Here is an 18,405-nt window from a genome sequence, read left to right as displayed (position 1 = left end):
ATTTGTAGAAAAACAAAGAGATAGGCGAGAGATAATTGTAAGTAAGAGCTTTCCATCAGTGGGAAAGGCACCCTCTGAAGGAAGTTTCACTTTATTGTAGCAACGGATTGTCATGAAGAGCAAATAAATAGCTCTCAATCAATCCTTTGCTAGTTTATTGCTCTTTTTGCTCTTTGGCAAGAAAAAAGCGTTGCACTTTGTTTTTTGTATGTCTGACAGGAATATTATGTTCCTTTAAGAAAGAAGAAAATGCTGTTTGTCCAGCCTGCTCATCGCTTACTTCATATTCGATTTCATAATCATCATGCTCGTAATAAAAACTATGATCGAATACGAGTGTACCGCCTTCGAATGTTGTTTCTGCTCGTTCTGTTGTTAAGCTTCCCATATACTGTATTGAAGAAACAGGAATTTGTAGGCTTTCTAATTGCTTAGAAACAGCACCCTCGATTACTTTATTTGTTTCAATCATTATGTGAGCTTCTTCTTCTGTTAACGTTTGATGTGTCTCTAATAAGCCAACCTCTGCTGGCTGTTTGAGTGTTAGCGTATACGTATTATTTTTATAGCGAATACGAAGGGCAGAACCAGCGTTTTTTAATGAAAATGCTGGCGTTTCGAAATAATGATTGACTTGTTTTGCAAATGTTGTAATGGAAAATGCATGACATAAAGAATGGAATTCTTCTTTTGTCACTATATTTTTAAATTCAATTTCAATTTCTTGTTTCATATGTACGCTCCTTTTATAAAATATCTGTTACTCATTATCGCTTTTTCTTAAATTTCAATCAATGTTTTATTTGTTTCAGTGTATGTTATGTTACAATGAAAGTGTTGATTATGACAGGAAGTATGATATGGAGGAGTTAAAGTATGCAAAATAAAATTCAAGTTAAGAGCGTAGAAAAAAGAGAGAATGCTCTTATTTTTTGTGCAGAAAATACAGAGCTATGTGTAGAAGAATTAAAGGCACGTAGTCATGTACTTGTGGATTCAGACAATTTATCATTTTTATATATTTTAGAGAATGAAACATCTTTTATTTACGTAAGCATCCCACATACGTGTTGGGAAGAATTAAAACATGCAATGCAGAATGACGAAAAAATGTTTGTGCGTATTCAAGACGTTGAAATTGAGTTAGAACAAATGAAGGAAGAATTAGATTATTTAATTGAAAATATTGAAGGAAATGCAAATTATGGTGAGAAACTCGTAAATGAAGTAGAAAGAGTGTTTCTGTAAAGAGAAGCTTTCAGTGAGATAAAAGAAACTGATTTGTTTTGGTGGTGGTTACATTGGATCGAAATTGGGAAGAATTTTTAGCCCCTTATCATCAAGCTGTAGGAGAATTGAAAGTAAAATTAAAAGGAATGCGTTCTCAGTTTGAAATGTTGGCCGAACATTCGCCGATTGAGTTTGTAACAGGTAGAGTCAAATCTGTTGCAAGTATTATTGATAAAGCAGAAAAACGAAACATTTCGCTCAGTCGTTTGCAAGAAGAGATGCAAGACATTGCGGGGCTTCGGATGATGTGCCAATTTGTTGATGATATTAAGCCAGTGGTAGAATTTTTACGAAAACGTAACGATTTTGAAATTGTCGAAGAACGCGATTACGTGACGAAAAAGAAAGACAGTGGATATCGCTCCTATCACGTTGTTATTAGTTACCCTGTGCAAACGATTCGCGGAGAGAAAAAAGTGTTAGTTGAAATTCAAATTCGAACGTTAGCAATGAATTTTTGGGCAACAATCGAGCATTCTTTAAATTATAAATATCGTGGGCGCTTTCCAGAAGATATTAAAGTGCGTTTGCAGCGCGCAGCTGAAGCAGCTTATTTATTAGACGAAGAGATGTCTTCGATTCGTCTTGAAATTAAAGAGGCACAAAAGATTTTTTCGCGCAAGAAAGAGACGAAGGAAACAGAATAATAAACTAAAGGGTGTTGGGCGATGAAATTTGCAATTATGTCAAAGGGAGATCAATCATCAAATGCGCTTATGGGTACGATGATCGAGTACTTATGTAATTTTGAATTTACAATGGATGAAAACGAGCCAGATATTGTAATTTCCGTTGGAGGAGACGGAACGCTGCTGCATGCGTTTCATCGCTACCAAAATCGGTTAGACAAAACAGCATTTGTCGGCGTGCATACTGGGCATTTAGGATTTTATGCAGATTGGTTACCGACAGAAGTTGAGAAGCTTGTCATTGCAATTGCGAAAACGCCTTTTCAAGTTGTTGAATATCCATTATTAGAGGTCATTATTCGTTATATGAATGGAAGTAAAGAATCACAATATTTAGCGCTAAATGAAGCAACGGTAAAAAGCAGTGAAGGAACGCTTGTTATGGATGTAGAAATTCGTGGTGAATATTTTGAAACATTTCGCGGCGATGGTCTCTGTATTTCAACACCTTCTGGTAGTACTGCGTATAATAAAGCACTTGGTGGTGCAATTATTCATCCATCGTTGGAAGCGATTCAAATTACAGAAATGGCGTCTATTAATAACCGCGTTTTCCGTACAGTCGGATCTCCGCTCGTACTACCGAAGCATCATACGTGTGTGTTAAAACCAGTTACAGGAATGAACTTGCAAATTACAATTGATCATTTAACAATGGTTCACCAAGATGTTAAATCAATTCAATATCGGGTCGCAAATCAAAGGGTTCGATTTGTTAGATTTCGCCCATTTCCATTTTGGAAGCGGGTGCGCGATTCATTTGTTGCGGATCAGTAAAGTGTAACTTCCTTTCATGAAAGGTTAGCCCGGCTAATCGGGCTCGTACGGGTTGGTTTTGCATCGTAAACACACCATTAGAGAGGGTTAGAAGAGAGTTATGCAATTGAGAAGGTTTACTTTAACGTGGTGTATAACAAAAACGGATGAAGGAATGCTTATTCGAGAATTTTTGAAAGCGAAAGGTATTTCAAAAGCAGCATTAACAGATATAAAGTTTCATGGCGGAGAAATTGAAGTGAATGAACATCATGTAAATGTACGTCATGTTTTGCAAGAAGGAGAAAAGTTAGTAGTATACTTCCCGCCTGAGCAGAGAAGCGAAGGGATGCGAAGTGAGAGTATTCCTCTCTCAGTTGTGTATGAAGATGATTCTGTTCTTGTTATTAATAAGCAGCCGTATATGTCAACAATTCCATCAAGAGAGCATCCAATCGGGAGTGTAGCAAATGCTCTTTTGCATTATTATGATCAGCAAAATTTGGCAAGTACAGTACATATCGTAACAAGGCTTGACCGAGATACATCTGGTTTGATGTTAATTGCAAAAAATCGTTTTATTCACCATTTGCTATCAAAGCAACATCAGCAAAAACAAGTAAAAAGAACATATGAAGCAATTGTTCATGGAATGATAGCAGAGGACAGCGGAACAATTGATGCTCCCATTGCAAGAACAGATGATAGTATTATTGAGCGTATGGTCCGTAAAGATGGGCAGCGAGCAGTTACTCATTTTCATGTGCAAAAAAGATTGAAAGATAAGACACATGTAGCGCTTCAATTAGAAACAGGGCGTACTCATCAAATTAGAGTTCATATGGCGCATCTTGGCCATGCGTTACTTGGTGATGATTTGTACGGCGGGAAAACGGATGAAATAAAGAGGCAAGCCCTGCATAGTACAAATTTAACGTTTTATCATCCGATATTAGAAAGGCAGCTTACATTTCATGCGGAGTTACCCGAAGATATGAAAAAGCTGATGGAACCATGATTCCATCAGCTTTTTTTAGTCAATAGAACGGAATTTCTCTGGCACAAACGGCATCGAAGAAGGAACGGACACCGTCTCCATTTCTGGATAACGAAGTCCTGTTAATTTTCCGCCAAATACGGATCCCGTATCAATATTTACAGTATGATTGACGAATCGAGGTTCTTGTACAGGTGTATGTCCATATACAATCCAAGCATCCCCAGTATAATGCTTCGCCCAGTCACGTCGGACAGGAGAACCATCAGGATGCTTTTCGCCTGTAATATCACCGTACAAGACGAAAGTTTGAACTTTCTTATCGCTTCTTCCAATGTAATCTTGGCGAATACCAGCGTGACAAACAACAAGTTTTTCGTTATCTAGTACGTGATAGAGAGGCGATTGTTCGTAAAGGTCGATAAACTTTTTCTGGATGATTTTTTGCTCGCGTGTGCCTAATGATTCGTATTCTGCAACGGTTGTTTCTAGACCGTGTGTCACCTGCACCTTGCGCCCAAGAAAGTAACGATATAATTTATTGCAGTGATTGCCAGGAGCATAATATGCTTCTTGTTTATGTATGACAAGTTCCCAAACAATTTCAATCATGCGAAGAGAATGAGGACCGCGGTCTGTAATATCGCCTACGAAAGCAAGTTGTCGTTTTTGAGGATGAACTGGTAATCCGCTATCCCATGTATAGCCAAGCTGCTTTGTTAATGCTTGAAATTCCTCTAAACAGCCATGAATATCTCCAATAACATCATACTTCATATGAAATCACCTACTCTTTTTTTTGATTAGTATACCGCTATGAAGAGAAGAAAAAACCATATCCACTAGGATATGGTTTAATCAAACATAAATTTCTTTGTTCGTGACTGTACGTTCAGAATGAAGCCAATTGCAATCATATAGGTAAGTAAGGAACTACCACCGTAGCTTAAAAGTGGTAATGTAATACCGGTAATAGGAAGTAGTCCAATTGTCATACCGATATTTTGGAATACTTGGAATGTAAACATCCCAATTGTTCCTGCGCATATATAACTGCCATATGGATCATTACTTTCTAACGCAATATGAATCATACGATAAATCAGCAGGAAGTAGAGTGAAATAACGACGCTTCCTCCTAAAAATCCAAATTTTTCAGCGATATTTGTAAATATAAAGTCTGTATGAGGTTCAGGGAAGTATACTTGTCCATTTTCCCAGCCTTTGCCGTACAATTCACCGGATCCAGTTGCTAAAAGAGATTGTGTTAATTGAAAACCTTGTGTTTCGTATTCATAAGGCGCTAACCAACCGTAGAAACGATCTAATTGATATTCCTTTAAAATATGCGCTTTAAAAAATGCAGTGTGCGCAAAGTAAATATACACAAGGATTGTAGCAACTGCAACGACAATGCCAGCTAAACTGAAAATAAAGCGCCAGCGAACCCCGGATACTAAAATCATAGCAGCAAGCATTGCTGAAATTACCATCGTATTTCCTAAATCAGGTTCTTTGGCAATTAACAGCAGTGGTGGTAAACTCGCCGCAAAAATTTTCCCAAGTAAGAGTAAATCTTCTCGCGGTGTTCGAATTACATATTTTTCATTATGGTCTACGATAATACGACCAACGACAAGAATTAAAAAGAGTTTCATAATTTCTGATGGCTGGAAATTACCGATACCTGGAATTGAGTACCAAGCAGTTGCCCCTTTAATTGTTACCGCGCCTGGAATATGAAACTCAAGTCCAAGAAGAAGAACCATTGCAAATCCATATAAATACCAGCAAATTTGTTTATAACGATCAAAGTCGATGATCATAACGGCAGCAATTGCGATCACACCAATTACATACCATTTAATTTGCTGGGCGACGAAGTTAACCTTTTGTAAATTTGGCGGTAAGGACGGCTGTGCACTTGCAATAGCAAAACAACTTACCATAGCGATTGATAGTACAATTAGTATTAAAATGTAATCTATTTGATATTGAGAATTTTTATCTTTCACCGTACTGTATTCCTTTCTATTACTCATTATTATTAAAAAAGACACTATTACCATCTTAGCGGATTTTTTGTTGTTTGCAAATATGTTGTTTAGATTTAGGGAGGAGAATGTCAGATGTTGGGGAAAGAAATATATTATATTGAAGATTATGTGATTCTTATGTAAGAAACTACAAAATGTTTTGCTATATGAATCCATTTTCATTTTTCGACATCTAGATTACGGCTATGCAGAAGAGTCTGCACTTGCTTTATCCCTTTGTTTTACCTTGCATAGGGCAGGAAAGGGCACTGACCGCTGCTATGCATGGCCAGATGCTCTCGCCCACCGAAAAAGAATGGTTTTATGTTGGCTTTTTAATTTGGATTTATATAGCTATAAATATATAAGGCAGGATTATAATGCTTCTGTATTGAAATAAAAAAGTATTATATAGTAGAAAATGATTTTTTATTTTGCCTTATGGATAATTTATGATATTATAAAAATAGTATCAGGTACTAATAACTACTGTCATTTATGAAAATAGGAGGATAAATATATGGATCTTCTCAATCTAAAAGGAAAAAATATTGTTGTAATGGGTGTTGCAAACCAACGAAGCATCGCTTGGGGTATTGCTCGTTCATTACATAGCGCAGGAGCAAACTTAATTTTCACATATGCTGGAGAGCGTTTAGAAAAGAATGTACGTGATTTAGCAGAATCATTAGAAGGACAAAAGTCACTTGTATTACCGTGCGATGTAACAAATGATGAAGATATCGCAAGCTGCTTCCAAACAATTAAGGAAGAGGTTGGAGTTATTCATGGACTGGCTCATTGTATTGCGTTTGCAGAACGCGATGATTTAAAAGGTGAGTTCGTTGATACATCTCGTAATGGCTTTTTGTTAGCACAAAATATTAGCTCATTCTCTTTAACAGCTGTATCAAGAGCAGCGAAAGAAGTGATGACAGAAGGCGGAAGCATTGTTACATTAACATACCTTGGCGGAGAACGCGTTGTATCGAACTACAACGTAATGGGCGTTGCAAAAGCATCATTAGAAGCGAGCGTAAAATATTTAGCGAACGACTTAGGAAAGCATAATATCCGTATCAATGCTGTATCAGCAGGACCAATTCGCACATTATCTGCAAAAGGTGTTGGCGATTTCAACAGCATCTTAAAACAAATTGAAGAACGTGCGCCGTTGCGTCGTAACGTAACACAAGAAGAAGTAGGAAACACAGCGTTATTCTTATTCAGTGATCTAGCAAGTGGTGTGACTGGTGAGAATATTCATGTAGATTCTGGATATCATATTTTAGGATAAAAAGCTTGAAAAAAAGCAATTGGCCGTATATAGCCAATTGCTTTTTTGTTGTATGTTTTTAAGGCTGCTCTAAGTAACTGACTAGGCTAATATGATGATAGAGGGAAGGCTCTGTTAAGACTCGGACTGTTTTTTAATAATTCCATCGAAAGGGGAATCTAATCATGTTAAACGAAGTTAAGATCCTGATTTCCCCCCGTGCTATAATCTGGCAAGGAGCCGATATTAATTGTTGATGTATTTGGATATTAGCAATAAAAACAATTGATAGCAAAGCGGAAGCTTGTACGACCATTTTTGACAATTGTGCAATAAGTCTCTACTTCTTTTCCATCCATCAATCTGTTGTTGATTAAACAGAGGAATTCTGGTTTTAAATTTTAAAATTTCTACTTGATAAATATGGGCGATTTTATTTATCGTTTTCGGATTATGAGTAAAGTATCATATAAACCGAAATACTCATAATCTTCATTCATGCAAAGTTCATGTATGGCTTGAGCTACCCCTAGATTATGGGGATGACCATAGTCATGGAAAGCAATTAAGCCTCCCTTTACAACTCTCGGTGTATAATGAATAATATCATGTTTAACACTTGAATATTCGTGATCACCATCAATAAATAACGCTGCTATTAATTTAGGACAATCATCATAAGCTTCTGTACTATACTTTTTAATTGGAATAACACTATCTTCTAGTCCATGATTCTTTATATTATCCCAGAAAATATCAAAATAATTTCCATAATAAAGTTCGTTATTCGGTATAAATGGGTCAATGGCATAAATCGGACACTTTTTTGTGCTCATTAAAGAACTGCCAAGACCTAATGCAATGGTACTCTTTCCTTTATATGAACCGATTTCAACTATATCTCCGTATAGATGGTCAACTAGTGCAGGTAAATGTAATAGTGCGAATTGTTCGGAAAAGTGCAGCCACCCTTCGATACTATCTACAATTGTTAGTAGTTCATATATACTTTTATTATTTTCCATATTAAAAATAACCTTCTTTCTCAATGTTAGAATATTCCATATTATGTATATGCTTAACTTTATTTTTCGGTATAATAAAAAGGTCTATTTTCAATACGCACAGTCACTTCTTCTGTTTCTGTCGATTATGGACGACTGGTAACCCAGACGGAAATTGCATAAAAGGGCGCTCTTTCGTTCTCATAGAGATGACACCTATCTTTTATTGAGAATTTGGTTTCATTACCTTAATTCTGCTATAAAAGAAGGTGTCATTCTTTTTGTATTATATATCAAGGATTGTTGTTTTATATGAAACTGCGAAAGCTGAATAATTAAGATTTTATTGTCAGCAATACTTTCGAAGGATCATTATTTTTTTTCCATTGGTAGTTAGGAACAAACACTTGTTTCCGCCTAGTTTCTAGATGTAGAATTTTTTCAACTGTTTCATCGATTATCTGATTGCGATTAGGGCATAATTGTTTAAGATTTTTTTTAATATCATATAATAAAGCTTTTGTTTTCAAGGTGTCCTCATGAGAACTCTCTTTCGATATAAAAGGTATCGTTGCTATTTGTGTACGAGGGCAAGTATGTTCAATGATATAAAAAGATTTCCTAAGTAAAATTCCTTCTAAGTCAGCAATGGTTTGTAAGAGTGGGAATATACAAGTTTTTATAGTAACCAATAAATCATCATCTTCATCTGTATGATGATTTTTAAGAATTACCACCATATCATGTGCTGCATGTAAATACTTGTAAATAGAACGTTCCATATGAAAGATTGACCGTAAGGAAGATACATAGTTCTCTTCAGTAAATAGATAGAACAACACCTTCCCCTCCTTTACTCAAATAAGTATTTGTTTTATTTTGATGGACGACATTTACAGCATACTCTACGCCGGCTTTGGATTAAATCCGTTACATTTTCAAACTTTCTTAATAATAGCCATTCTTTCATTAAGACCGTTTCAACAAATCTGGTTGCTTCTCTGTTGAATTGAAGAATTTGACTGTTGGTAGGATGTGTAGGGAAATCTAAACATTTTCCAACAAAGGCTTGCATTTTTTCAGCTTCAGCGTTTAAAAGATGTGATAAAGCAATCTCCTCTAATGCTATTGATTCCAATAAATCTATGATAACTTGCTTCTGATTTGGCCGATTGGGTTCTGCCGGTATTGTTGGCATACTCAAGGTATAACACCTTCCTTTTCGTTAATGTACGTTGTTATTGTATGATTCGCCTATATTTTCTGTGACAAATGCCCTGATGAAAATGCACTCGTTGTCATCAGATGCTGTTTCCGGCCTACATTGGTGACCATAAATTCAATATAGAGACGTATTATTTTACATCATAAAAAAGTCTAAAGTTAGGCTGCCACTAAACCTCCGATTAAACAAGAATTAGTTTTATTTTGTTTTGATCCAGAAAGATCCTCCATGCCGTTCGACGCCTTGCATCTTTGGATCGTCCCATAAGGGAGCCAAGACCTTACTTAACTCAGGGTCTTGAGCAATAAACATGCCCGGAAATATAATTTCATACTTATTTCCATCCGCCAATAAGGTGGAGGCAAGCAAATATTGTTCATTGTAATATCGTGTAATCCATTCTTGAGGGTAATCATGAGGAAGATATATATCATGGAACTCAATAAAAACGCCGGGTTTTAATCTTGGTAAAATTTCTAGAAAAATAACGGTCACATCCGAATTCATAAAAGAACGATGGCTATTATCTATAAAAAGAATATCCCCTGTTTCCAAATCATCAAAAATATGCAAATCAACGTCTTCAAGAGGCTGTCTCACAACATGATTACAAATGGAATCAATTTCGGCCCTTGGAGAAGGATCGATAGAGAGAATCTCAGTTTGAAGGTTATGATCCTTAATAGCTTGTTTTGCAAATTTTGTTGAATTTCCAGATCCTATCTCGTAATATCGCATTGGGTTATTCTCACATAAGAATCCGTAAATAGCTACTGAATCTAGGCCAGGCAACCATCCGTTTATCCAAAAAGGGCAATTAGGGAATGCCTTATTTTCATGCCTATTGATGTGAATAAATTTTTCTTTATGCTTCAAGAATTTTTTTAGGTATTCCTCATATAACAACCGATTTCTATTAATGATTTCGTGTAATTTTGCATGCGGAGGTTTATTCCACCCAAAACGGGGGGTTGGTTTGATTGGATAATCGAGAAAAATGAAATGCTGATATTGACTCATGATAATTCCTCCTTATTTATCACTTCAGTTGGACAGTAGATACAACTAGAGGAAATGATTTCTACATATGGCAGTTAAAAATGCCCATAGAACAAAGCGTTTTGGTGCAAAAATCAAAATGAATGTCCAAGATTGGTGATTTATAATGACATATGGTGCATTTATATACCAAAACGAACTCTATATTGTGATTAGAAAGATGAAAAATATTTTTATTTATATCTTTGCACCAAAACGAACTATACTAACGCCATTTGGATTTTATTATCAGGCAAACTTTCGAAGGATTGTTATTTTTTTATTTCCTTTACTCAAAAGAAAATTTGTTTTATTTTGACGGACGACATTTACAGCATACTCTACGCCGGCTTTGGATTAAATCTGTTATATTTTCGAACTTTCTTAATAATAACCATTCTTTCATTAAGACCGTTTCAACAAATCTGGTTGCTTCTCTGTTGAATTGAAGAATTTGCCGGTTTGTAGGACATGTTGGGAAATCTAAACATTTTCCAACAAAAGCTTGCATTTTTTCAGCTTCAGCGTTTAAAAGGTGTGATAAAGCAATCTCCTCTAAAGCTATTGATTCCAATAAATCTATAATAACTTGCTTCTGATTTGGACGATGGGGTTCTGCTGGTATTGTTGGCATACTCAAGGTATAACACCTTCCTTTTCGTTAATGTACGTTGTTATTGTATGATTCGCCTATATTTTCTGTGACAAATGCCCTGATGAAAATGTATTCGTATCATCAGATGATGTTTTCGGCCTATACTGGTGACCATAAATTCAATACTGTACGTTTTATTTTTCATCATAAAAAAAGCCTCCTGCTTACAAACAGGAGGCATCTTATGAAATTCTTCTCCGGTATATGTATCACCGGCATCAAGGTTAGTCAAACGAATGATATACATAGACTAAACGGCTTTGGTGCAAGGATATAAATTTAGTTGTTTTTTGTCTTTTTAGTGACCATAACTCTAGATATAGAAGTGATTAAAAGTTTCTTAAGGAAGCGGAGTGATTGCTATCAAATCAAGGACATTTTCAAATTTGAACTGCAGTAGTATTTCCTTCTTGATGACATCACGAAGTGTTCTTTGAACACTTGAGTCGATATCAAGAAGATTGGATAACGTGACCCGACAAGGAGTAAATTTACTTTTTGACCGTAATGTTCCGAGAACAAATTGAATCTTTTCGGCCTCGGCATTGATGATGTGAGCCAGAGCTAATTCCTCAAGGGCAATAGAAGACAAAAGTAACGGTATAGTCTGTGCAGTAGTAACCGAAATAGTCGGGGTAATATTCGGAATGTTCGGAAAAGACAATGTAATTCACCTCTTTCTTTAGTATCAATTGTATGTTATTATCCTGGGCTTGTAAGTGACACCGCTATTTTGCGTATAGCATTTATGATCATCCAATTTATTCATGAAACATAAAATCCCATGGGTATCTATGAAACACTGAGTTAAGGATAGTATGTATCCAAAATTAGGGGGTGAATTGTTATATAACGATAAGAAAGACGCTAAAATTTGAGATAAAGCTGCAAACTGTTCGGATACGAATAGCAGGGAAAACGAAGGGAGAAATTGCAGCGGAGTTAGGAAATGTAGACAAAGATCAAATTAAAGTGTATGCGTTGTCCATGACAGCAAATTGGTTTTGATACTGTGTTAACACTAGTTGAAGGAACATAAAAAAGCCTCCTGCTTACAAGCAGGAGGCCTCTGATGAAATCCTTCTTCGGTTTACGCACCCACTAAGGTTAGTCAAACGGATGATATTCATAGACTAGAAGGCTTTGGTGCAAGGTTATAAATGTAGTTGTTTTTTGTCTTTTTAGTGACCATAACTCTAGAAACAGAAGTGATTAAAAGTTTCTTAAGGAAGCGGAGTGATTGCTATTAAATCAAGGACATTTTCAAATTTGAACTGCAGTAGCATTTCTTTCTTGATAACGTCACGAAGTGTTCTTTGAACACTTGAGTCAATAGCAAGAAGGTTAGATAAAGAAACGACCGGAGGAGAAAGTGCAGTTGTTGTCGGTAATGTTCCGAGAACAAATTGAAGCTTTTCTGCCTCAGCATTGATGATGTGAGCCAGGGCTAATTCCTCAAGGGCAATAGAAGACAAAAGTAACGGTACAGTCTGTGCAGTAGTAACCGAAATAGTCGGTGTAATATTTGGAATGTTCGGGAAAGACAATGTGATTCACCTCTTTCTTTAGTGTCAGTTGTATTTTATTGCCTTGGGCTTGTACATGATACAGCTTTTTCGTGCGGAATTTTATATCGTCCAATTCATAAAATCCCTTGGGGAATTGGAGAGGAAGGAGAAAAAATGGTAAGCAGCCAAGGATTTCCGTCAAAAGCGCTTGGCTGCTTGTACACCTGTTGGTTCACTTTAATAAAAGTCGATGGTATTCCTTTCAGAATCAACCATGCGATATTTAATGTGTTTTTATCCGTTGCACAATATGGCCTATGCTCATATGTTAACTGAAGGTAAGAAAAGAATTTCAACTAATGTATGACATCGGGGTGTATAATATGAAACTTATATTACTGTCAGGAGGTTCAGGGAAACGATTATGGCCGCTTTCCAACGATTCTAGATCAAAACAGTTTTTAAAGATGTTAACATGTCCAGAGAATGGGTTGGAATCTATGGTTCAGCGATTGTGGCGACAATTAGATTTGAATCAATTATTGAATATTGCTTACGTTTCAACAAGTGCAACACAAGTGGATATCATTCAAAATCAATTAGGGACTCAAGTACCATTAATCATTGAACCAGAGCGAAGAGATACCTTTCCGGCAATCATATTAGCAGCGACATATTTGTATTCAATCATTGGTGTTAATCTAGAAGAGGTAATTACTGTAATGCCTGTTGATCCCTTTGTGGAAAATCATTTCTTTGATAAAGTTAAAGATTTAGAGAATGTCATTCAGCAATCGGGCATGGATGTTGCTTTAATTGGTGTAAGTCCTACCTATCCTTCAACAAAATATGGTTATATCATTCCTGACAAAGATGAAGTGAACCAACGGCAATCACAAACGTATATGAAGGTAAAAGGTTTTAAGGAAAAACCGATGGAAGAGCATGCAGAGCAGCTAATTCAGCAAAGTGCATTATGGAATTGCGGCGTTTTTGCATTCAAACTAGGGTATATCATTAACCAGCTAGAAAAAAGAGGCTTGCCTACTCAGTATGATGAGATCATTCAGCACTACGAACAGCTGCCTAAAATAAGCTTTGATTATGAAATTGTGGAAAAGGCAGAGCGGATTGCGGTTATTCCGTATAATGGTTATTGGAAGGATTTAGGGACTTGGAATACATTAACTGAGGATATGCAAACAAATATCGTTGGCAGAGGTTCAATCAGTGATAATTGTATCAATACGCATTTAATCAATGAGTTAGATATTCCCATAGTTGTATTAGGTACTTCGAATATGGTGGTGGCAGCAAGTCCCGACGGTATTTTAGTTTCAGATAAATCCACTAGCCACCATGTTAAAGAGGTGGTAAAAGATTTAGAACAACGCCCTATGTTCGAGGAACGCCGTTGGGGATGGTATCGCGTCTTGGACTATAAGAAATTAGCTGAAGGAATGGAAGTACTGACAAAACGATTATGTGTATTTGCAGGAAAAAATCTTAGCTATCAATATCATCATGAGCGAAGTGAAGTGTGGGTGGTTGTTGCAGGTGAAGGTGAATTTGTTCTAGATGATACATTGTCTTATGTAAAAAAGGGTGATGTGCTAAACATCCCAGTTGGTGCAAAACACGGGATTAAGGCAATCAAAGATCTTGAAATTGTCGAGGTTCAGATGGGTAGTAAACTTGAAGAACAAGATATTGTTCGTTTATATATGTCATGGGAAGAAATGAAGAAATCTATTGAAAACGAATGAATTCCTTTGAATTTAAATTAGAGGGTAACTACTGTCAAAATTCTTTTTGCTCCCATACAATTAAGCAACTATGTATATGGAGGGATATTATGGAACAGTGGAAAGATAAGAAAGTAATGGTAACTGGAGGAGCAGGATTTCTTGGTTCTCATGTAGTGGAACGATTAGAAGAATGGGGTTGTAAACAAATTATTGTACCGCGCAGCAAACAATATGATTTACGTAATCTACAAACAGCTATGGAACTGATACAGGAAACAAGACCCGATGTAATCATTCATTTAGCAGCTTCAGTCGGTGGGATTGAAGCTAACAGAAAAAATCCGGGTTCATTTTTCTATGATAATTTATCTATGGGGATTCATTTGATGGAAGCAGCAAGAGTAGCCAACACAGAAAAATTCGTAGCTTGCGGAACAATCTGCTCCTATCCTAAATTTGCTTCTGTTCCGTTTAAGGAAGACGAATTATGGGATGGATATCCTGAAGAAACGAATGCCCCTTATGGTTTAGCTAAGAAAATGCTGCTTGTACAGAGTCAGGCATACAGGCAACAGTATGGTTTTAACTCTATCTTTCTTCTTCCTGTCAATTTGTATGGACCCCGGGATAACTTTGACTTAGAGACTTCCCATGTAATTCCAGCTCTCATACGGAAATGTTTAGAGGCGAAAGAACAGGGAAAGGATCATATTACGGTATGGGGCAGCGGGAAGGCAACGAGAGAGTTTATATTTGTTGAAGATGCAGCAGAAGCAATTCTGCTGGCAGCAGCAAGTTATAATGGGGCGGAACCCGTGAACATCGGTACAGGAACAGAAATTTCAATTAAAGACTTAGTAGAGTTAATTGCAGCTCAAACAGGTTTTGAAGGTCAAATTCGCTGGGATTCCCAGAAGCCTGATGGTCAACCTCGAAGATGTCTCGATATACAGAGAGCGAAGGAATGTTTTGGATTTGAAGCAAAGGTTAGTCTAGAAGAAGGATTGAAAAAAACCATAGATTGGTATGTGAATCAAGATATAAGATAATAGCAGAATGGTGCCTATATATATGCTAATTAAAAATTCGACATAAAGCCCCCCTTTTTAAGCGGGCGAAAGCATCTGGCCGTGCATAGAAGCGGTCAGGGCTTTTCTCTGCCACATGCGAAGTAAAAACCAAAAGAGAAAACGAGAACAGGTTACTTTTTATTCAGCCTAGCAGGGAGCTAGATGTCGAAAAATAAAGTGAAACTTCCGTCAGTGAGGGTTTTCTTCATCCCCCACTGACGGAAAGCCCGCCCAATCGGGCTTTTACGGGCAGTTATCCCCCACCTATCTTCTTTGCTTCTCTCTGAATCTTGAGGTGGGGGTCTTATTGCCCGCGAATAGCGGGATAAAAATGAATTCATATATTCATCCAAATTTCTGGGATTATTAAGGAGGACGGATGAAATATATATTATAAAGTTAAAGATCAACGGATGTACTTGTATTGTGCGACTAATTCGACAAACAATACGGTTGACCTGTCCTCCAGTAAAATAAGATATACAAAAACAGCCAAGCGCTTCTTGAAAAAAGCCTTGGCTGTTTCTTGTCTATTATAAAAGCTTTTTTCACAATCATTTCTCGTTTCTAAAGGGAGATATGATATGAATTCGGAAAAAGGAGCAAGATTTTAAAATATATTTTTTATACGGATTTACTAGATTATTTAATTCACGGTATACATTCCTTAAGAGAAAGATACCCTCGGGAATCTATGTATGTATCTTGTATGGTTATTTTTATATAGCAATAAAAAACTTATTCATTTGAAATAAAGTTACAAGCCGTTCCGATGCGAATAAAGGGGAACGCGGTGAATCTATCTTGATTGATAAACGAGGCATGGATTAAGAATTATATATCGAAAAGTTAGAGATGAAAAATCCATTTTAAAAACATGGATTCAAATTACGAAAGAGAAGGTATTATGAGGGAGATATTCTGCCTGGAAACTACGTTAATTTCTTGGTGCATCATGAAATAGATTTTACCTATAATAAGCTGACGCCTGTGAATACAGGCGTCAGCTTGCAGCCTAAAACAGTTTTGCCCCCTGAAGGAGGAAAAGAACGGATATCCTCTCTCAATTTATTGAAATATATTCTAGAATTACGGGCAAACGAAAGTAATAGTCTGAGAGGTAGTAACTGTAACTCCTAATGAAGTAGCAGTAGCTGTTATTGTTACAGAGTTTGGACCTGATACACCAGTAAATGTTCCTAAAACGCTAAAGTTACCAGCCAAATCTGTAATAGGTGTTGTAGTCGAGAAAGTTACATTAGCACCCGCTGTAGCACCAGTTACTGCAAGAGTTACTTGTGCACCTACTAATGGAAGGCCAAGTGCAGTGAGTAACGTACCTGAAATAGGAAGAACTGCACCACACGTTGCACCAGTAACAGGAGCAATTGATATGCTTCCTGGTGTAGATGAAGCACTGCTCGCTAGTAAATCTAGTATATTTTCAAACTTGAACTCTAATAGCATTTCCTTCTTGATGACATCACGAAGAGTTCTTTGAACACTCGAGTCGACAGCAAGAAGATTGGAAATCGTAACTACCGGAGGAGAAAGTGTAGTTCTTCCTGGCGGTAATGTTCCGAGAACAAATTGAAGTTTCTCTGCCTCGGCATTGATGATGTGAGCTAGAGCTAGTTCCTCAAGGGCGATGGAAGCGAAAAGCAATGGTATAGTTTGTGGAGTAGTAATTGAAATGGTAGGTGTAATATTAGGAATAATTGGAAAAGACATTGTATCACCTCTCTTTCTTCAGTACTAATAACATATTATTATTTAGTACCTTTGAAAGACACGGCTAGTACACTATTTTTTCTAAAATTGTTAATTTTATTATAGAATCTCGATAGACAGCCCTGTAGTGATTAGAGTTTAAACATCTGAATCTGCTGGTAACTCCTTGAAAATATCTTGGTGTTTTATCTTCAGTTTACGTAGAGCCTCTACAGGAGAATCGAATGTTTGTGACAGATTTGCAGCCAGTGCGTAAGACTTCGCAGCTGCCTCGATTTGTCCGAGCTTTTCAAGGCAGCAGCCTATATAATATAAAGCTTGAAAGCTACCTAGTCCCTTTAAGGTAAGATGATGTAAATTTTCTTCGCCCAATTTAAGGCAGTGTTCAAATGTCTCCAATGCTTCTTCATAAGATTCTCTGATGTATAAGATCAAACCTTTATAAAAGTGTAAATCCACATAATCCGGATAGAGAGAAACTGCTCTGTCGATGCCGGGCCATGCTCCGTCAATGCTCCCTGAGGCGATCAATATCGAATACTTTAGTCTGTACAGCAAGGAAGGTGGTGTTTTTAGCTCCTGCAGGAAACCTCTAATGGAACGATTGACATGATCGAATGCCTTGTCATATTGCTCTACACGGTAATATTCACTTGCAATATGATAATCGATCCAAGGGCTGTGATCTTTTTGGGTGAGTTCATTTTTTAACATTTCAAGATTACGTTCAAATTTCTTTTTATTTTTATTCACATAATCCAAGTATCCGTAATGATATACCTTAATTGGAACGGTTTTGATGGCCTGATTATTGTCCGTTTCCGTCAGAACTTCATCTGCGTTAAGCATTTCATGGATATTATTTCTAAATTTAAACCCTTTATAATTCCGGAAAAGACGAGTATGAGCAATATCGAATGTTTTATTTGGATCTGGAAGATCACCATAATAATTAATTAAATGAATAGACAGGAGATAGTCATCGTAGTAGAGGACATTGCGAAATTTATATGCATCAGAAGAGTCTACCTCTTCGTCTGCATCCAACCATAAAATCCAATCCCCCGTTGCACGATCCAAACCATAGTTGCGGGCCGCTGAAAAGCTCCCGTTCCAGGGGAAGTCGAAAACTTGAGCCCCGAATGATTTACAGATTTCAACGGTTCGGTCCGAAGACCCTGTATCTACAATAATCATCTCGTCTACAACATCCTTTATACTGTTTAAGCACTTACCAATACAATCCTCTTCATCTTTTACAATCATACACAATGACAGTCGGCGCAAATTCATTATTCCTTTCCTCCCTTATAACATGAAATTAAGTAATCAATTTCCATCATATGATTTCAACTGGGTAAAAGTGCTTTTTTGGAAACTTA

The 18,405-nt window shown here is 36.7% G+C and carries 21 protein-coding genes; 9 read left to right on the top strand and 12 right to left on the bottom strand.

The features are described from left to right. Positions 1-154 precede the first annotated feature (154 nt). Positions 155-733 (bottom strand): CYTH domain-containing protein, encoded by a 579-nt coding sequence (locus tag WAZ07_RS09080; protein WP_336472172.1) that lies wholly within the window; start codon positions 731-733, stop codon positions 155-157. Positions 734-876: 143 nt separating this feature from the next. Between WAZ07_RS09080 and WAZ07_RS09075 the strand changes: the two genes are divergently transcribed. The 4 genes from WAZ07_RS09075 (at position 877) to WAZ07_RS09060 (ending at position 3,753) form a co-directional block, all read left to right on the top strand. Then, the gene (locus WAZ07_RS09075; RefSeq protein WP_090915859.1) at positions 877-1,248 is read left to right on the top strand and encodes a UPF0738 family protein; all 372 of its coding nucleotides are present in this window, start codon (positions 877-879) and stop codon (positions 1,246-1,248) included. Positions 1,249-1,301: 53 nt separating this feature from the next. Next, positions 1,302-1,937, top strand: coding sequence for a GTP pyrophosphokinase (locus tag WAZ07_RS09070; RefSeq protein ID WP_090915861.1), 636 nt, complete (start codon positions 1,302-1,304; stop codon positions 1,935-1,937). Between the two features lie 21 nt (positions 1,938-1,958). Next, the gene (locus WAZ07_RS09065) at positions 1,959-2,756 is read left to right on the top strand and encodes an NAD kinase (protein WP_090915863.1); all 798 of its coding nucleotides are present in this window, start codon (positions 1,959-1,961) and stop codon (positions 2,754-2,756) included. 106 nt (positions 2,757-2,862) lie between these two features. After that, on the top strand, positions 2,863-3,753 hold the full coding sequence (locus tag WAZ07_RS09060; RefSeq protein ID WP_336472171.1) for an RluA family pseudouridine synthase: 891 nt from the start codon (positions 2,863-2,865) through the stop codon (positions 3,751-3,753). Between the two features lie 15 nt (positions 3,754-3,768). Here WAZ07_RS09060 and prpE read toward each other — a convergent pair whose 3' ends face one another. Then, the gene (gene prpE / locus WAZ07_RS09055; RefSeq protein ID WP_336472170.1) at positions 3,769-4,509 is read right to left on the bottom strand and encodes a bis(5'-nucleosyl)-tetraphosphatase PrpE; all 741 of its coding nucleotides are present in this window, start codon (positions 4,507-4,509) and stop codon (positions 3,769-3,771) included. A gap of 77 nt (positions 4,510-4,586) precedes the next feature. Continuing rightward, on the bottom strand, positions 4,587-5,747 hold the full coding sequence (locus WAZ07_RS09050; protein ID WP_090915867.1) for an FtsW/RodA/SpoVE family cell cycle protein: 1,161 nt from the start codon (positions 5,745-5,747) through the stop codon (positions 4,587-4,589). A 541-nt stretch (positions 5,748-6,288) separates the two neighbouring features. On the opposite strand from WAZ07_RS09050, the gene fabI reads away from it, so the two are divergent. Then, positions 6,289-7,065, top strand: coding sequence for an enoyl-ACP reductase FabI (gene fabI / locus WAZ07_RS09045; RefSeq protein WP_336472169.1), 777 nt, complete (start codon positions 6,289-6,291; stop codon positions 7,063-7,065). Between the two features lie 416 nt (positions 7,066-7,481). Here the strand turns inward: fabI and WAZ07_RS09040 are convergent, their stop codons facing one another. The 6 genes from WAZ07_RS09040 to WAZ07_RS09015 form a co-directional block, all read right to left on the bottom strand. After that, positions 7,482-8,069, bottom strand: coding sequence for a class I SAM-dependent methyltransferase (locus WAZ07_RS09040; protein ID WP_336472168.1), 588 nt, complete (start codon positions 8,067-8,069; stop codon positions 7,482-7,484). A gap of 314 nt (positions 8,070-8,383) precedes the next feature. After that, a complete protein-coding gene (locus WAZ07_RS09035) occupies positions 8,384-8,890 on the bottom strand; it encodes a hypothetical protein (RefSeq protein WP_336472167.1) in 507 nt (168 codons plus the stop codon). A 32-nt stretch (positions 8,891-8,922) separates the two neighbouring features. Further along, complete coding sequence (locus WAZ07_RS09030) at positions 8,923-9,246, bottom strand: hypothetical protein (RefSeq protein WP_244547957.1); 324 nt, start codon at positions 9,244-9,246, stop codon at positions 8,923-8,925. Between the two features lie 225 nt (positions 9,247-9,471). After that, on the bottom strand, positions 9,472-10,293 hold the full coding sequence (locus WAZ07_RS09025) for a class I SAM-dependent methyltransferase (RefSeq protein ID WP_336472166.1): 822 nt from the start codon (positions 10,291-10,293) through the stop codon (positions 9,472-9,474). Between the two features lie 328 nt (positions 10,294-10,621). Further along, on the bottom strand, positions 10,622-10,945 hold the full coding sequence (locus tag WAZ07_RS09020; protein WP_336472165.1) for a hypothetical protein: 324 nt from the start codon (positions 10,943-10,945) through the stop codon (positions 10,622-10,624). Positions 10,946-11,306: 361 nt separating this feature from the next. After that, positions 11,307-11,630 carry a hypothetical protein gene (locus tag WAZ07_RS09015; RefSeq protein ID WP_336472164.1) on the bottom strand — a complete coding sequence of 108 codons (324 nt, stop codon included), beginning with the start codon at positions 11,628-11,630 and terminating at the stop codon, positions 11,307-11,309. A 173-nt stretch (positions 11,631-11,803) separates the two neighbouring features. Between WAZ07_RS09015 and WAZ07_RS09010 the strand changes: the two genes are divergently transcribed. Beyond that, entirely contained in the window at positions 11,804-11,974 is a 171-nt protein-coding gene (locus WAZ07_RS09010; RefSeq protein ID WP_336472163.1) for a hypothetical protein, read from the top strand. A gap of 215 nt (positions 11,975-12,189) precedes the next feature. Here the strand turns inward: WAZ07_RS09010 and WAZ07_RS09005 are convergent, their stop codons facing one another. Continuing rightward, on the bottom strand, positions 12,190-12,513 hold the full coding sequence (locus WAZ07_RS09005; protein WP_090915043.1) for a hypothetical protein: 324 nt from the start codon (positions 12,511-12,513) through the stop codon (positions 12,190-12,192). Positions 12,514-12,857: 344 nt separating this feature from the next. On the opposite strand from WAZ07_RS09005, the gene WAZ07_RS09000 reads away from it, so the two are divergent. The 3 genes from WAZ07_RS09000 (at position 12,858) to WAZ07_RS08990 (ending at position 15,831) form a co-directional block, all read left to right on the top strand. Then, the gene (locus WAZ07_RS09000; protein ID WP_336472162.1) at positions 12,858-14,240 is read left to right on the top strand and encodes a sugar phosphate nucleotidyltransferase; all 1,383 of its coding nucleotides are present in this window, start codon (positions 12,858-12,860) and stop codon (positions 14,238-14,240) included. A gap of 89 nt (positions 14,241-14,329) precedes the next feature. After that, the gene (locus tag WAZ07_RS08995; RefSeq protein WP_336472161.1) at positions 14,330-15,271 is read left to right on the top strand and encodes a GDP-L-fucose synthase family protein; all 942 of its coding nucleotides are present in this window, start codon (positions 14,330-14,332) and stop codon (positions 15,269-15,271) included. A 407-nt stretch (positions 15,272-15,678) separates the two neighbouring features. Continuing rightward, entirely contained in the window at positions 15,679-15,831 is a 153-nt protein-coding gene (locus WAZ07_RS08990; protein WP_396547185.1) for a DDE-type integrase/transposase/recombinase, read from the top strand. 550 nt (positions 15,832-16,381) lie between these two features. On the opposite strand, the gene WAZ07_RS08985 is transcribed toward WAZ07_RS08990, so the two are convergent. Continuing rightward, a complete protein-coding gene (locus WAZ07_RS08985; protein WP_336472160.1) occupies positions 16,382-17,023 on the bottom strand; it encodes a carboxypeptidase-like regulatory domain-containing protein in 642 nt (213 codons plus the stop codon). A gap of 138 nt (positions 17,024-17,161) precedes the next feature. Continuing rightward, positions 17,162-18,316: a glycosyltransferase gene (locus tag WAZ07_RS08980; protein ID WP_336472159.1), complete on the bottom strand. Its 1,155-nt coding sequence runs from the start codon at positions 18,314-18,316 to the stop codon at positions 17,162-17,164. Between the last annotated feature and the right edge of the window lie 89 nt (positions 18,317-18,405).

The sequence above is a fragment of the Bacillus bruguierae genome (assembly GCF_037104725.1).
Taxonomy (GTDB): domain Bacteria; phylum Bacillota; class Bacilli; order Bacillales; family Bacillaceae_G; genus Bacillus_A; species Bacillus_A bruguierae.
This window is presented reverse-complemented; position numbering and strand designations above follow the sequence as displayed.